Origin of the sequence: Luteimicrobium sp. DT211 (genome assembly GCF_049844995.1) — a bacterium.
GTDB lineage: Bacteria > Actinomycetota > Actinomycetes > Actinomycetales > Cellulomonadaceae > Luteimicrobium.
The window spans coordinates 552,010-565,804 of record NZ_JBNCMC010000001.1; the positions used below are offsets into that span (position 1 = coordinate 552,010).

A 13,795-nucleotide genomic window follows, 5' to 3' on the forward strand; every position below is an offset into this window, starting at 1 on the left:
CACCGGCGCCCCGTGCGCCGGGTGTTGGCTCTGAACCGTGCTGACCGACCCGAGGGGGTGGCCCTCATGGCTACCGCGTACGACGTCCTGCCGATGCTGGGACGTGGCAAGCACCGCAACCCGCGCAAGGGCGCCTGCTTCATGGAGCTCGCGTCGTACCTGGCGGGCGAGAAGTGGTCCGACCATCCCGCCTGCACCCATCCGCTGCTCGCGATGCTGGCGCGCGCGGTGAACGACCTGACCTCCGACGCCGGCCGGCCCCAGCTCGCGCCGCTGATCCCGTCGGTGATCGGCGTGAACAGCGACGACGCGCACTGGGACATCCAGATCGCGCTCGACGCCGCCGTCGCGGCGCTCCCCGACGCCCCCGAGTACCGGCAGCGCACTCTTGCTGTCGCGATCATCGCGTGCGAGCGGATCCTCGACGACCTCGACGCCCGCGAACCGGGGACGCGGTCCCTCGGGGCGCAGTCGGCGCTCGCGGAGGTCCCGACGACGACCGCCTGGGCCGAGGAGTTCTGCCGCGGCTCGATCGCCAAGCCCGCGCGGTTCGTGCGCGACGCGGCACCGAGCATCGTCGGGTCCGCGGTGCTGGCCATCGCGGAGTCGGCGACCCCCGACGTCGACGCGCGGCTGCGCCGCCTGCTCGACGAGACCATCACACGGTGCCGCGCCTGGGCCGAGGTCGACGGCGACGAGCCGCGGACGCTCGCGCCGGACGTCTGGAGCGACGTCGTGCGTGCGGTGCCGGCCGAGGCGGTCTGACTCCGTCCGCGCGGCCGACGCCGCACCCACCCTCCCGGTCGAACGGGCGCGCCCCGCGGGGCGCGCCCGTTCCGCACGTCGCTAGCCTCGTGCTGTGACGACACCCTCGACGACGACGCCGCCCGACCCGCTCAACACCCTCACGCTCGACCAGCTCCGGACGCGCACGAGCGTCAAGTGGCGCGAGTACGCCCCCGACGTGCTGCCGCTCTGGGTCGCCGAGATGGACGTCGTCCCGGCCCCGGGCGTGGTGGACGCGGTGTCGCGGGCGCTGCGCGACGGCGACACGGGCTACGACCACGGCTACCGGTACGCGGAGGCGTGGGCGTCGTACGCGGCCGACCGCTGGGGCTGGGACGTCGACCCGTCGCTCACCATGACCGTGGCCGACGTCATGACGGGCGTCGTGCAGGCGGTGAGCGTGCTCACGGAGCCCGGGGACGTCGTCGTCGTGAGCCCGCCGGTGTACCCGCCGTTCTACCAGTTCGTCCCGGGCTCGGGGCGTCGCGTGCTCGACGCGCCGCTCACGTCGGAGGGCCGCCTCGACCTGGACGACGGCGGCGCTCTCGACCGGGCGTTCGCCGTCGCCCGCGCCGGTGGCCGGGCCGCCGCCTATCTGCTGGCCAACCCGCACAACCCGACCGGCGTCGCACACACCAGGGAGGAGCTCGAGCGGCTCGTCGCGCTCGCAGACCGGCACGGCGTCCGCGTCGTGTCGGACGAGATCCATGCCCCGCTCAGCGGGCGGCCGGGCGTCGACGACGTCCCGCCGTTCACCTCCGTCCTGCAGGTACCGGGCGGGGACCGGGCGCTCGCTCTCGTCTCGCCGTCGAAGGCGTGGAACCTCGCGGGACTGCGCGCGGCGCTGCTGGTCGCGGGCCCGGGCGCCGCCGCCGACCTGGCGCGCGTCCCGGGGCACGTGCTCGACGGCGTCAACCACGTGGGCGTCATCGCCCAGACCGCGGCGCTCGAGACGGGCCGCGGGTGGCTGGACGACGTGCTCACGGGCCTCGACACCAACCGCGCGCTCCTCGCCGAGCTGCTCGCGGACCGCCTGCCGCAGGTCCGCTACCGCCGTGCCCACGCGACCTACCTGGCGTGGCTGGACTGCCGCGACCTGGGGCTCGGCGACGACCCGTCCCGGGCGTTCCTCGACCGCGGGCGCGTCGCTCTCAACCCCGGCCCGACGTTCGGCGCGGGCGGCGCCGGGCACGTGCGGCTCAACCTGGCGACGTCGACCGCGATCCTCACGGAGGCGGTGGCGCGGATGGCGTCGGTCGTCTGACGGCGGGCCGGTCCGGGAATTCCGGGGTTGCCACGACGGTTCGTGAGGGGGACGCTCGAAGGAGCGTCCGAGGTCAGCGTGAAGGAGCCGAGCATGAAGAACGACATCCACCCCGACTACGGCTGGGTCGTGTTCCGCGACGCGTCCGCGGACTTCTCGTTCCTGACGCGGTCGACGCTCTCCGCCGACAACACCGGCGGGCCGGGGCGCCCGGAGAAGACCGTCGAGTGGACCGACGGCAACACGTACCCCGTGATCGACGTCGAGATCTCGTCCGCGAGCCACCCGTTCTACACGGGTACGGCGCGCGTCGTCGACACCGCCGGTCGCGTCGAGAAGTTCAACCGCCGGTACGGCCGCAAGAGCTGACGCCGCGGGTCCCTCGAGGACGGGTCGACCGGGAATCGGTCGGCCCGTCCTGGTGTTATCAGGAACGGCTCTCAAGAAGCGTGAGGGCCGTCCGACACCAGCACAGGGAGTGCCCCGTGGCCACCAAGCACGCCGACCTGCGACCCGTCGTCAAGCTCCGCTCGACGGCAGGCACCGGGTTCACCTACGTCACCACCAAGAACCGCCGCAACGACCCCGACCGGCTCGTGCTGCGCAAGTTCGACCCCGTCGTCCGCGAGCACGTCGACTTCCGCGAGGAGCGTTGATGGCGAAGACCTCGAAGATCGCACGCGACGAGCAGCGCCGCGTCGTCGTGGAGCGGTACGCCGACCGCCGGGCCGCGCTCAAGGACCTCGTGGCCTCGCCGGACGCGACGCCGGAGGCCAGGCACGCCGCCGTCGTCGAGCTGCAGAGGCAGCCGCGCGACGCGAGCCGCACCCGGCTGCGCAACCGGGACGTCGTCGACGGCCGCCCCCGCGGCTACGTCGGAGCGTTCGGGCTCAGCCGGATCCGCCTGCGCCAGATGGCGCACCGCGGCGAGCTGCCGGGCGTCACGAAGTCCAGCTGGTGACCGGGTTCGCCGGCGCATCCACCACGTTCGACCGCCGGCTCGGCCGGCAGGACAGGAGCACCCCGTGAAGGTCCGTGCATCGCTCCGCTCGCTCAAGGCGCGTGACGGCTCCGTCGTCGTCCGGCGCCGCGGCCGCGCGACCGTGATCAACAAGCGGAACCCCCGCTGGAAGGGGCGGCAGGGCTGAGCCCGCCGCCGACGTCGACCGGCCGCCCGTCTACCTCCGAGGTAGGCGGGCGGCCGGTCTGTTTCACGGGTGGGCGGTCAGGCGCGGACGGGGTGCTCGTCGCTGACGTGGGCGGGGGCTCCGACGATCGCTCCGCCCGCCCGGTGCGAGACGCGCGCCGTCAGCCAGACGGCGAACCACACCAGGCACGCGATCGTGACGACGACGAAGCTCGGCGGCAGGTTGAGCATCGCCGAGAACGCGAGGCCCGCCCACACCGAGACGAGCGAGATCCCGGCCGAGACGGCCATCGCGCGCCGCGGCCGGGGCGTGAGCTGGATGCCGGTCGCGGCCGGCGTCACGACGAGGGCGAACAGCAGCAGCGTCCCGACGACCTGCACGGCCATCGTCACGACGAGGCCGAGCAGCGCCATGAACACGACGGACAGCGTCCGCACGGGCACGCCGCGCGCCTCGGCGACGTCCGAGTCGACCGACGCGAACAGCAGCGGCCGGTAGATGAGCCCGACGGCGGCCGCGAGCGCCGCCAGCATGATCGCGAACACGACGAGCTGCTCGTTGGTGATCGCGAGGAGGTTCCCGAACAGGACGTTCGTCATGGTCGACGACGACTTGGTCGCGAGCGAGTTGAAGTACAGCCCCAGCCCGGTCGCGAGGGCGAGGACCGTCCCGGTCGCGACCTCCCGGTCGGCCGCCTTCTTGCCGAGCGCGCCGATGACGAGCGCACCCCCGACGGCGAAGATCCCGAGCCCGAGGCTCACCGGGATGCCCACCAGCACGGCCCCCGTCGCGCCCGGCAGGCCGATGTGCGCCAGCGCGTGCGCGGCGAACGCCGTGTTGCGGACGATCACGAAGTAGCCGATGAGGCCCGCGGCGAGCGCCACGATCGTCCCGCCGAGCAGCGCGTTGCGCATGAAGTCCGAGGTGAGGATCTCCCACCAGTTGTCCTGGTAGGTCACGAGGTCGACGGTCCGCACGATCACACGCTCCTCATGAACATCTCGCCCTGCGGGGTGCGCACGACCTCGATGCGCGTCCCGTACAGGTGGCTCAGCAGGTCCTCGTCGACGACCCCCGAGAGCGGCGCGTGGTGGGCGTGCCCGTCGAGGAGGTAGACGGCGCCGTCGAGCACGGACAGCAGCGGGTTGAGGTCGTGCGCGACGACGAGGATGGTGACGCCGAGGTCGTGGTTGAGGCGCCCGAGCAGGTCGACGATCTCGCGCTGGTTGCGCAGGTCGAGGGCGGCGAGGGGCTCGTCGAGGACGACCAGCCGCGGCTTGGACACGATGGCCTGCGCGATGGCCACGCGCTGCCGCTGGCCGCCCGAGAGCTGGGACACGCGCCGGTTCGCGAAGCCGGTCGCGTCGACGGCGGCGAGCGCCTCGTCGACCTGGGCGCGCTGCTCCGGGGTGGTCCGCGAGAACGCCCAGCGCGTCCCGGTGAGGCCCAGCAGCACGGCGTCGCGGGCACGGATCGCCTCGCCCGCAGTGGACGTGTAGTCCTGCGGGACGTAGCCGATGTCCGCTCGGCCGGACGGGCCGCCGTTCCCGGGCGTGTGGCCGAGCACCTCGACCCGGCCCGACGACGTCGGGACGAGCCCGAGGATCACCTTGAGCATCGTCGTCTTGCCGGAGCCGTTGGAGCCGATGATCGCGGTGACGGAGCCGGCGGGGATCTCGAACGTGCCCTCGGACCAGACGAGCCGGCCGCCCCGCACGACGCTCACGTCGTCGAAGACGAGCGCCGCGGGCGTGGGGGAGGCGTCGGGCGCGGTCCCGGCGGGCGCGGGCGCCGGGGCCGCGGGCTCAGGCGTCGACACCGAGGGCCTTCGCGAGCTCGGTGAGCTGGGACACCTGCCAATCCTCGAACGACGACGCGCCCGGCGCCACCGTCTCCGTGACCTCGACGACCGGCACGCCTGCCTGCTCGGCGGTGTGGCGGACCTGCTCGGGGATCGACCCCTCGGTCTGCGTGTTGTCGATCAGGACGTCGATCTCGTGGCCGGCGAGCGCGTCCTGGAAGGCCTTGAGGTCCGCGGGCGACGGGTCGGACTCGTTGGCGGCGGCCCGCGCGAACCCCGCGGGCGTCTTGTCCACGAGCCCGACGGCCTGCGCCATGTAGTCGAACACCCCCTCGGTCGCGCCGTACGTCCTGCCGGCCGCCTCGGTCTTGAGCTTCGCGACGAGGTCCGTGTACGGCGCGAGGTCCTTCGTCAGGGCGGCGCGCTGCTGCTCGAGGTAGTCCTTCGCGTCGGGGGAGAGGGTCTCGAGCTCCCGCGTGACGGCGTCGGACACCCGCGCGACGTCGTCCGGCGAGTACCAGAGGTGCGGGTTGGCGCCGTCGGCCGCGCCGACGACCTGGCCCGCGTCGAGGACGGCCGCGCCCTTGGCGGCGCTGGCGGCGAGCTTGGACGCCCAGGGGTCGTAGTCGGCGCCGTTCACGACGACGAGGTCCGCCTTGACGAACTTCCCGGCGTCCGCGGGGGTCGGCTCGTAGTCGTGGGGGTCGACGGACGAGCTCGCGATGACCGTGGTCACGTGCGTGCAGTCGCCGCCGAGCCTGCTGACGAGGTCTCCCCACTGGTCGACGCTGACGACCACGTCGACCGGCGCGGTGGGGCAGTCGCCGGTCTCCGCGGCGGCGTCGGTGTCGCCCGAGGAGGAGCACGCGGCGAGGGTCAGCAGGGTGGCCGCGGCGAGCGCGCCGGTGGCCGCACGGGTGCGTCGGCGGCGTCGGGAGGGGGTGGCGCGGCTGCTCATACGCCTAACCATAATGAGAATCCTTCTCGGGAAGCAAACCGCGTGACGCACGTCCCGGCCTGTCGAGTGCGCATCAGTGCCGCGGATTCCCTAGAGTTGGGCCGACGTCCGGCGGTCCCGGACGGGCCGCAGAGCTGACGAGGGCCCGTTGGCCGCCGTCGGCGCAGTCCACACGATGAAGGGAATGGCATGTCGCTCAACAAGTCCGAGCTCGTCTCGGCCATCGCGGAGAAGTCCGAGCTCACCAAGGCGCAGGCCGAGGACGCACTCAACGCCTTCCAGGAGGTGCTGATCGAGTCGCTCGGCAAGGGCGAGGCCGTCAAGCTCACGGGCCTGCTCTCGGTCGAGCGCGTCGAGCGCGCCGCCCGCACCGGGCGCAACCCGCGCACCGGCGAGGAGATCGCCATCCCCGCCGGCTTCGGCGTGAAGCTCTCGGCCGGCAGCCTGCTGAAGAAGGCCGTCTCCGCCTGAGACCCACCACTCGAGGGGCCGCACGTCCGCGTGCGGCCCCTCGCGTCGTCTCCGGCGGGCCGCGCGGCCGCCGGTAGAGTGACGGCGCCCGAGGGGAGTGCCATGCCCGACGTCCGACGCCGCCCCCACCACCTCGACCCGCTGCTGCTGCTCGTGGTCGCGCTGGGCGGTGGGCTCGGGACCTGCGCGCGCTACGGGCTCACGAAGATCCTCCTGCCCGAGCACGGGCTGCCCGTCGCCACGCTCGCCGCCAACCTCGCGGGCGCGTTCCTGCTCGGCGTCCTGCTCGAGCTCCTCGTCCGCGCGGGGCGCGAGACGCGCGGCCGCCGGCTGCTGCGGCTCGGCGTCGGCACCGGGTTCATGGGCGGCTTCACCACCTTCTCCAGCCTCGCGCTCGAGGTCGAGCGCCTGCTGCAGGGCGGCCGGGTCGGGCTCGCGCTCGCGTACGGGCTGGGGAGCGTCGTCGTCGGCTTCGCGGTCTGCCTCGCCGGCGTGGCACTCTCGGCGCGCCACCACCGGCGCCTCGTCGTGCTCCTGCCCCGCGACCCCGACGCCCCGGAGCCCTGGCCGTGAGCGGGGCGCTCGCCTGGGTGCTGGTGTGCGTGCTGGGTGGCGTCGGCGCGGCGACCCGCTTCGTCGTCGACGGCGCGGTCAAGGGTCGCTGGACGCACGCCTTCCCCGTCGCGACGTTCCTCATCAACGTGAGCGGGTCGTTGGTGATCGGCGTGCTCGCGGGCGCGCTCGCGTACGGGCCGCTCGACGCCGACGGCTACCTGCTGCTCGCGACGGGCTTCTGCGGCGGGTACACCACGTTCTCGACGGCGATGGTCGAGACCGTCCGGCTCGTCCAGGCCGGCGAGGTGGGGCGGGCCGTCGGCAGCGGTCTCGGCACCCTCGTCGTGTGCGTCGGGGCCGCCGCGCTCGGCGTGGGGCTGGCGGCGCTGGTCTGGTGAGCGCCGGGTCCGCCCGGCCTGGTTGACTCGGGCCATGAGAAGGGTGCTGGTGCTGGGCGGGACGGGCTGGCTCGGCCGCGAGATCGCCGCGCGGGCCGTGGCGGCCGGCGCCGAGGCCGTGTGCGTGGCGCGTGGACGCTCGGGTGCGGTGCCCGCCGGGGCGCGGCTGGTGGCGGCCGACCGGACCGGGCCCGGCGCCTACGACGCGCTCGAGGGGGAGTGGGACGAGGTCGTCGAGCTCTCGTACGCGCCGGGCCTCGTCGGGCCCGCGCTCGAGGCCCTCGCGGACCGCGCCCGCCACTGGACCCTCGTCTCGACGGTCTCGGTCTACCGCCGCCACGACGTGCCTGGCGCGGACGAGTCGGCCGACGTCGTCGAGCCCGACGGCCTCGCCGACTACGGGCAGGCCAAGGTCGCGGCCGAGCGGGCCACGGCCGCCGCGGTCGGCGACCGCCTGCTCGTGGTGCGCCCGGGGCTGATCGTGGGGCCCGGCGACCTGAGTGACCGCTTCGGGTACTGGCCGGCCCGCCTGAGCCGCGGGGGACGGGTGCTCGCGCCGGTGAACGCCGGCGGGCACGTGCAGGCGATCGACGTCGGCGACCTCGCGGGCTGGGTGGTCGAGGCCGGCTCGCGCGGGCTGACGGGGACCGTCGACGCGGTCGGCGAGGCGGTGCCGTGGGACGCGTTCCTCGCGGGCGTCGCGGCCGCCGTGGGTTTCGACGGCGAGCTCGTGCGGGCCGACGACGACTGGCTGGTCGCCCAGGACGTGGGCTACTGGGCGGGGCCGCGGTCGCTTCCCCTCTGGCTCCCGGCGTCCCAGGTGGCGCTCGCACAGCGCAGCGGCGCGGCGTTCCGTGCGGCCGGCGGGGTGGCCCGGCCCCTCGCGGAGACCGTCGTCCGCACGCTCGACGACGAGCGGTCGCGCGGCGTCGACCGGCCGCGTCGCGCGGGGCTCGCCGCCGACGAGGAGGCCGGGCTGCTGCGCTCGCTCGGTCGCTGACCCGCGCCCCGATCGGGGGAGCGTCAGCGGGCCTGCAGACGCTGCCTGACGAACAGGGCGGCCCGGTCGAGGGCGTCGCCCGCCTCGTCGAGCGCGTCCGTGTACGCCTGGAAGACGTGCGGCACGTCGGCCGTGACGTCGAGGACGACGTCCACGCCGGCGTCCCGGGCGCGGTCGGCGAGGCGGACGGCGTCGTCGAGCAGGAGCTCGTTGGTGCCGACCTGCAGCAGGATCGGCGGGAAGCCCGTGAGGTCGGCGAGGACCGCGGGCGCCGCGAGGGGCGTCGCCGCGTCCTGACCACCGAGGTAGAGGGCGCCCGTCCGCTCCATGCCCGCCTGCGTGAAGAAGGGGTCGACGCCCTCCTTCGTCGTCATGGACGCCCCGGAGCGCGTGTGGTCGAGGCCCGGCGAGAACGCGACGATCCCCACCGGGACGGGGAGCCCGGCGTCCCTGGCCGCCAGGGTGGTGGTGACCGCGAGGCCGCCGCCCGCGGAGTCGCCCGCGAGCACGACCGAACCGGGCGAGACGCCATCGGCGAGCAGGGCTCGGTAGGCGGCGACGCCGTCCTCGATCGCGGCCGGGAACGGGTGCTCGGGCGCGAGGCGGTAGTCGAGCGAGATCGCGCGCACTCCCGTGCGCCGCACGAGCTGCGCCGTCAGGGGCATCGCGGTGTCGGGGGAGCCGAGCGCGAACGACCCGCCGTGGAAGTAGAGGATCGTCCCGGGTGCGGCGTCGCCCTCCGGCTCGACGACGACGGCGGGCCGGCCCGCGAGCGCCGCGGGCTCCCGGCGGACGTCGTCGGGGATGGCGAACGTGCCCATGAGGGCGGCGAACCCGGCCCGGAGCGCCTCGATCGACGCGGGGCCATCGGGGTGTGCGGACCGGTGGAGCGTCTCGTCGAGCGTCCGTCGTTGCTGCCTGCTCATGGTGCCTCCTCAGCGATGTGGATGTCCTGGAAGTAGATGCCGTGGCATGGAGATGTAGACTCTATGCCGTGGCATCCATCCCGGCAAGAGGCTCCCGGCTTGCGCTCTTCGACGACCTCGTCCGCTGCGAGACGCGCCTCTACAACGCGGTCGGCGAGCGGCTGCGCGCGGAGCACGGCCTCACGACGGCCCAGTACGAGCTGCTGCACCGGCTCGCCGACCGGCCCGCCTCACGTGTCGCCGATCTCGCCGCGTACTTCGCGGCCGGCGTCGGCGCCGTGAGCAAGATGGTGGACCGGTCCGAGGCGCGGGGCTGGGTGCGCCGGGTGCCGAACCCGGACGACCGGCGCTCGTCGCTGATCGAGCTCACGGCGAGCGGCGCCGTGCTCGTCACCGAGGCGCGGCGCACGTTCGACGCGCGCCTGGGCGAGCTGCTCGACGGCGTCCTCGCGCCCGACGACGTCGCCGCGGTGGCGTCCGTGCTGGCGCGGCTGAGAGGGTCGCTCGAGGGGGCGCGGGTGGGGCTTCCGGTCGGCTGACCGGGCTGCGCTACGCCTCAGCGGAGGGGTGTGACCGGATCGGGGACGGCATGTCCGGGCCGAGAAGCTGAGCGAGCAGCGCGCCGAGACGTGCCCGGTCGGCGTCGTCGAGCGCTGCGAGCGACGTCGCCAGCACGTCGTCGACCTCCCGTTGCACGTCGACGCGCAGGCGCTCGCCCGTCGGCGTGATCCGGTGCCGGACGGCGCGACCCGGGCCGGTGACGCGCTCGACCAGCCCGCGCGCGACCATGCGCGTGGCGAGGGTGCCCATCGACTGGTCGGTCTGGAACGTGAGCACCGCGAGGTCGTGCAGCGAGGCGTCCGGGTGGGCGTGCAGGTGCCGCAGCGCGTCCCACTGCGCGAGCGTGAGCCCGAGCGGTGCGAGCCGGGACTCGAGCGCGCGCTGGTGGCGCACCTGGAGGCGCTTGATCGCGAGCCCGAGCGTGCCGGCCGAGTACGCGGTGCGGTCTGCCATGGAGGCAGCGTATCAGGTTGCTTATCTAAATATGCTGATCTAGCGTCGACGCCATGCTCATCGACACCACGCCTATGACCCTGTCCGACGTCGGCGCCGGCGTGCCCGTCCTCCTCCTGCACGGCGGCGGCGGCCCCGCCTCGGTCGCCCCGTTCGCGCCCCGCCTGGCCGAGCGGCTCGGCGCACGGGTCCTTACCCCGACCCACCCCGGCTTCGCGGGCACCGAGCGGCCGGGTGGCGTCCGGACCGTCCCGCAGCTCGCCAGCCTGTACGCACGGCTGCTCGACGAGCTCGGGCTCGACGACGTCACGGTCGTCGGGAACTCCATCGGCGGGTGGGTCGCGCAGGAGCTCGGGCTCCTCGGGTCGCCGCGCGTCGGACGGCTCGTGCTGGTCGACTCGGTCGGCGTGGACGTGCCCCGGCACCCCGTCGCCGACTTCTTCTCGCTCACCTTCCCGGAGCTCGCGCGGCTCAGCTACCACGACCCCGAGCGGTTCCGGATCGACCCCGACGCGCTCCCGGCCGAGGCGCGCGCCGTCCTCGCCGCGAACCGTTCCGCCCTCGCCGTCTACGCGGGCGACGGCATGACGGACCCGACGCTGCTCCCGCGGCTCGGCGGGATCGCCGTCCCGACGCTCGTCGTCTGGGGCGAGGACGATCGCATCGCCGACCCCGACTACGGCCAGGCGCTCGCCGAAGCGGTGCCGGGCGCGCGGTTCGAGCTGCTGCCGCGCACCGGCCACCTGCCTCAGCTCGAGACGCCCGACGACCTGGCCGACGTCGTCGCCAGGTTCGCCCTCGCGGGGGGACCGGGTGCTACAGGTCGCCCTGCCGCTGCAGCCAGCGCATGACGACCCAGCCGATCGGGATCCGCGCCCAGTACGTCGCGACGCGGAACAGCACGACGACGGACGTCGCGATCGGCGCCGACACCCCCGCCGTCGTGAGCCCGAGGATCAGGGCGGCCTCGATGGCGCCGATGCCGCCCGGCGTCGGGACGGCGGAGCCCGCCGCGTTGCCGACGAGGTAGATGACGGCGACGTCGACGAGGTTGAGGTCCTGCCCGAACGCAGCGAGCGCAGCGTCGAACGCGAGCACGTACCCCATCGACAGGAGCACGTTGCCGCCGACGCCGAGCGCGAGCCGGCTCGGCTGGCTCAGCATCTGCGACAGGCGCGGCCAGACCTGGGACAGGGTCGGGCCGATGCGCTTGACGATCCACCGCCGCACCGCGGGCACCAGCAGGCTCGACGCGGCGAGCGCCGCGAGCCCGCCGATCGCGATCATCACCGTGGTGGAGGGGAGCGCGATCAGGCCGCCGCCGTTGGGGCTCGCGAGGGACAGCACGAGCAGGATCCCGACGGTCACCGCGAACTGGGTGAGCTGGACGAGGGCGACGGTCGCGAGCGCGAGCGACGTCGACACGCCCCGCCTGGTGAGCAGGCGCAGGTTGAGCGCGGCGGGGCCGATGCCGGCGGGCGCGGCGAGCGCCACGAAGGAGCCGGCGATCTGCGTGAGGAACGTGCGCAGCCACGGCAGCTTGACCGGCGAGAACGCGATCAGGGTGAGCGCCGCCCCGATCCACGTCAGGATGCCCAGGGCGAACGTCGCGACGGCCCACCAGGGGTTCGCGTCGGCGATCGCGGACGTGATCTCGTCGGCGTTGATCGTCGTGATGATGACCGCGACCGCGACGATCGTCAGGGTGAGGGTGAGGATCGTCCGGACCGAGAACCGGGTGATGTTCTCCGGCTCGAGGTCGGCCTCGGGCATCCGGTCGACGATCTCCGCGCGCAGCTGCTTGAGGATCTCCTTGTCGCTGCGGACCTCCTCGCGGGTCGACGCCGGCAGCGCGATCGACTGGAGGATCGGCCCGACGGACTCGAGGTCGGCGGCGCTGAGCGCACGCGCCGCGGACTCGACGGCGCGGCGCGGCCCCACGGCGAGCGCCAGCAGCGCGAGCATCTGGGCCAGGTCGAGGCGCCTCGCGAGCTCGGGCGACGCCACCTCGCCGGACTCCCACCCCGTGAGCCACACGCGGGGGCTGCCGTCACCCCCCGGGCTGGCTCCCACCAGGACGACGTCGGACGTGAGAGCGCGGTGCGTCAGGCCGGCGTCGTGGGCGTACCGCAGCTCCGTCCAGGCGTCGTTCAGGACGGCGTCGTCGAGCAGGTCGTGGTCGACGTCGCGCAGCGACACGATCCCGTCGACGTGCTCCTGGACGAGGAGCATCGAGTCCGCGGACTCGGCGATGCCGAGCAGGCGCGGGGTCCTGACCCCGGCCGACGCCGCCGCGTAGCTCAGCAGCGCCGACCGCTCGGCCGCAGCGCGCAGCGAGATGGCCGCACGCGTCTCGAGCCCCCGCAGGCGCAGCGAGCGCCACAGCCGGGTGAGGAGGCCGACGACCTGGCGGTCGCCGTCGAGCACGACGACGTCCCGCCGCACGCCGTCCGAGGTGAACAGCGCGTACACGCGGTTGTCGCCGGCGCGCGTCAGCGCGACCGCCGCCGGGTCCCACGTCGCGACGATCGCCTCGGCAGGGTGCCGCAGGGACGGCGAGACGGACGGGTGCTCGCCGGTGCGCAGGTCGGCGACGTCGACCTCGCCGGTCACGTGGCCGTCCGCCACGCTCGCGACCTGCTGGCCGCTCAGGACCCCCTGGGCGTCGGCCACGTCGCGCACCCGCACCAGGTACGTGGGGGCGAAGCCCGCCTTCCGGACGCCGTCGACGAGGTCGGGCCCGTACGCACGCTCGCTGCGCACCCCCGACAGGTAGCGGACGCCCTGGCCGGCCATGCGCCCGAGGAGCAGGACGATGACGGCGCCCGGCAGCGTGATCTGGGCCGTCACGAAGACGACGGACAGCGCCACCCACAGCAGGTTCCACGACCACTTCACGGTGCGCCGTCGCGAGCGGGGGCCCGCGACGGTGAGCAGCGCCGCGATGCCCGCGACGTAGCCGGGCAGCACGATGCCGTACGTGCTGCCGACCCAGACGCTCAGCCCGGACACCATGTCGTCCGAGCCCCAGGCGCGGATCGCGGCCGCCGCTGCCACGGCGAGGAGCAGACCGGCGATCCCCGCGGCCAGCGACTCGAGCATCTGCCGGCCCAGGCGCCGGATCGCCAGCTCCGCGAGCACGGCGACCGGCACGAACACCGTGACCAGACCCTCGAGCACCGCGACAGGCACCACGAGGATCCGGGCGAGCAGGCTCGAGAAGCCGTGCACGTCCTGCGCGACGCCCTCGGTCGTCCCGTGCGCGTACACCGCGAGCAGCAGCACGACGACGATCCCCAGCGCCGACAGCACCACACCGACCGCGTCGCTCGGGTGACGCACGCGCATGGCGGGCGTGTCGACGACGCGCACCACCTCGTCGTCGCGCGCGGGGCCGGGCATGAGCCCGAGTCTAGGTCGCAGGTGTGTTCCCGCCCGGGACCGGCGCGGGCCGTGTCTCGCGCGGGTCCCGGG

At 74.3% G+C, this 13,795-nt stretch carries 18 protein-coding genes; 12 read left to right on the forward strand and 6 right to left on the reverse strand.

Translation table 11 applies throughout. From position 1 onward, the window contains the following. The first annotated feature begins 66 nt into the window (after positions 1-66). The 6 genes from ACLQ14_RS02540 to ACLQ14_RS02565 all read left to right on the forward strand — a co-directional run bounded on the left by ACLQ14_RS02540 (position 67) and on the right by ACLQ14_RS02565 (position 3,198). Positions 67-765, forward strand: coding sequence for a hypothetical protein (locus ACLQ14_RS02540; RefSeq protein WP_425809549.1), 699 nt, complete (start codon positions 67-69; stop codon positions 763-765). Positions 766-859: 94 nt separating this feature from the next. Then, entirely contained in the window at positions 860-2,050 is a 1,191-nt protein-coding gene (locus tag ACLQ14_RS02545) for a MalY/PatB family protein (RefSeq protein ID WP_425809551.1), read from the forward strand. A 93-nt stretch (positions 2,051-2,143) separates the two neighbouring features. Next, positions 2,144-2,419 (forward strand): type B 50S ribosomal protein L31, encoded by a 276-nt coding sequence (locus tag ACLQ14_RS02550; RefSeq protein WP_425809553.1) that lies wholly within the window; start codon positions 2,144-2,146, stop codon positions 2,417-2,419. 116 nt (positions 2,420-2,535) lie between these two features. Next, positions 2,536-2,706 carry a 50S ribosomal protein L33 gene (rpmG, locus tag ACLQ14_RS02555; protein WP_386799537.1) on the forward strand — a complete coding sequence of 57 codons (171 nt, stop codon included), beginning with the start codon at positions 2,536-2,538 and terminating at the stop codon, positions 2,704-2,706. Continuing rightward, the gene (gene rpsN / locus ACLQ14_RS02560) at positions 2,706-3,011 is read left to right on the forward strand and encodes a 30S ribosomal protein S14 (RefSeq protein ID WP_425809556.1); all 306 of its coding nucleotides are present in this window, start codon (positions 2,706-2,708) and stop codon (positions 3,009-3,011) included. The genes rpmG and rpsN overlap by 1 nt, the downstream gene beginning before the upstream one ends. A gap of 64 nt (positions 3,012-3,075) precedes the next feature. Then, positions 3,076-3,198, forward strand: a complete 123-nt coding sequence (locus ACLQ14_RS02565; RefSeq protein WP_425809558.1) for a ribosomal protein bL36 — start codon at positions 3,076-3,078, stop codon at positions 3,196-3,198. A gap of 77 nt (positions 3,199-3,275) precedes the next feature. On the opposite strand, the gene ACLQ14_RS02570 is transcribed toward ACLQ14_RS02565, so the two are convergent. The 3 genes from ACLQ14_RS02570 to ACLQ14_RS02580 are packed head-to-tail and all read right to left on the reverse strand — an operon-like array spanning position 3,276 to position 5,957. Then, positions 3,276-4,175 carry a metal ABC transporter permease gene (locus ACLQ14_RS02570; protein ID WP_425809560.1) on the reverse strand — a complete coding sequence of 300 codons (900 nt, stop codon included), beginning with the start codon at positions 4,173-4,175 and terminating at the stop codon, positions 3,276-3,278. Positions 4,176-4,177: 2 nt separating this feature from the next. Then, on the reverse strand, positions 4,178-5,017 hold the full coding sequence (locus ACLQ14_RS02575) for a metal ABC transporter ATP-binding protein (protein ID WP_425809562.1): 840 nt from the start codon (positions 5,015-5,017) through the stop codon (positions 4,178-4,180). Beyond that, positions 5,004-5,957, reverse strand: a complete 954-nt coding sequence (locus ACLQ14_RS02580; protein ID WP_425809564.1) for a metal ABC transporter solute-binding protein, Zn/Mn family — start codon at positions 5,955-5,957, stop codon at positions 5,004-5,006. Before ACLQ14_RS02580 ends, ACLQ14_RS02575 begins: the two co-directional genes overlap by 14 nt. 189 nt (positions 5,958-6,146) lie before the next feature. On the opposite strand from ACLQ14_RS02580, the gene ACLQ14_RS02585 reads away from it, so the two are divergent. The 4 genes from ACLQ14_RS02585 (at position 6,147) to ACLQ14_RS02600 (ending at position 8,381) form a co-directional block, all read left to right on the forward strand. Continuing rightward, positions 6,147-6,428 carry an HU family DNA-binding protein gene (locus ACLQ14_RS02585; protein WP_425809566.1) on the forward strand — a complete coding sequence of 94 codons (282 nt, stop codon included), beginning with the start codon at positions 6,147-6,149 and terminating at the stop codon, positions 6,426-6,428. 102 nt (positions 6,429-6,530) lie between these two features. Further along, on the forward strand, positions 6,531-7,001 hold the full coding sequence (locus ACLQ14_RS02590; RefSeq protein WP_425809568.1) for a fluoride efflux transporter FluC: 471 nt from the start codon (positions 6,531-6,533) through the stop codon (positions 6,999-7,001). Beyond that, entirely contained in the window at positions 6,998-7,381 is a 384-nt protein-coding gene (gene crcB / locus ACLQ14_RS02595; protein ID WP_425809570.1) for a fluoride efflux transporter CrcB, read from the forward strand. The genes ACLQ14_RS02590 and crcB overlap by 4 nt, the downstream gene beginning before the upstream one ends. Positions 7,382-7,415: 34 nt before the next feature. Further along, on the forward strand, positions 7,416-8,381 hold the full coding sequence (locus ACLQ14_RS02600; RefSeq protein ID WP_425809572.1) for an NAD-dependent epimerase/dehydratase family protein: 966 nt from the start codon (positions 7,416-7,418) through the stop codon (positions 8,379-8,381). A gap of 23 nt (positions 8,382-8,404) precedes the next feature. Here the strand turns inward: ACLQ14_RS02600 and ACLQ14_RS02605 are convergent, their stop codons facing one another. Then, a complete protein-coding gene (locus ACLQ14_RS02605; RefSeq protein WP_425809574.1) occupies positions 8,405-9,307 on the reverse strand; it encodes an alpha/beta hydrolase in 903 nt (300 codons plus the stop codon). A 68-nt stretch (positions 9,308-9,375) separates the two neighbouring features. On the opposite strand from ACLQ14_RS02605, the gene ACLQ14_RS02610 reads away from it, so the two are divergent. After that, a complete protein-coding gene (locus ACLQ14_RS02610; protein ID WP_425809576.1) occupies positions 9,376-9,846 on the forward strand; it encodes a MarR family winged helix-turn-helix transcriptional regulator in 471 nt (156 codons plus the stop codon). A 10-nt stretch (positions 9,847-9,856) separates the two neighbouring features. Here ACLQ14_RS02610 and ACLQ14_RS02615 read toward each other — a convergent pair whose 3' ends face one another. Next, entirely contained in the window at positions 9,857-10,321 is a 465-nt protein-coding gene (locus tag ACLQ14_RS02615) for a MarR family winged helix-turn-helix transcriptional regulator (RefSeq protein WP_425809578.1), read from the reverse strand. A gap of 53 nt (positions 10,322-10,374) precedes the next feature. Between ACLQ14_RS02615 and ACLQ14_RS02620 the strand changes: the two genes are divergently transcribed. Beyond that, on the forward strand, positions 10,375-11,172 hold the full coding sequence (locus ACLQ14_RS02620) for an alpha/beta fold hydrolase (protein ID WP_425809580.1): 798 nt from the start codon (positions 10,375-10,377) through the stop codon (positions 11,170-11,172). Here ACLQ14_RS02620 and ACLQ14_RS02625 read toward each other — a convergent pair. Further along, positions 11,138-13,723, reverse strand: a complete 2,586-nt coding sequence (locus ACLQ14_RS02625; RefSeq protein ID WP_425809582.1) for a lysylphosphatidylglycerol synthase domain-containing protein — start codon at positions 13,721-13,723, stop codon at positions 11,138-11,140. The two genes, ACLQ14_RS02620 and ACLQ14_RS02625, sit on opposite strands and share 35 nt — an antisense overlap. Between the last annotated feature and the right edge of the window lie 72 nt (positions 13,724-13,795).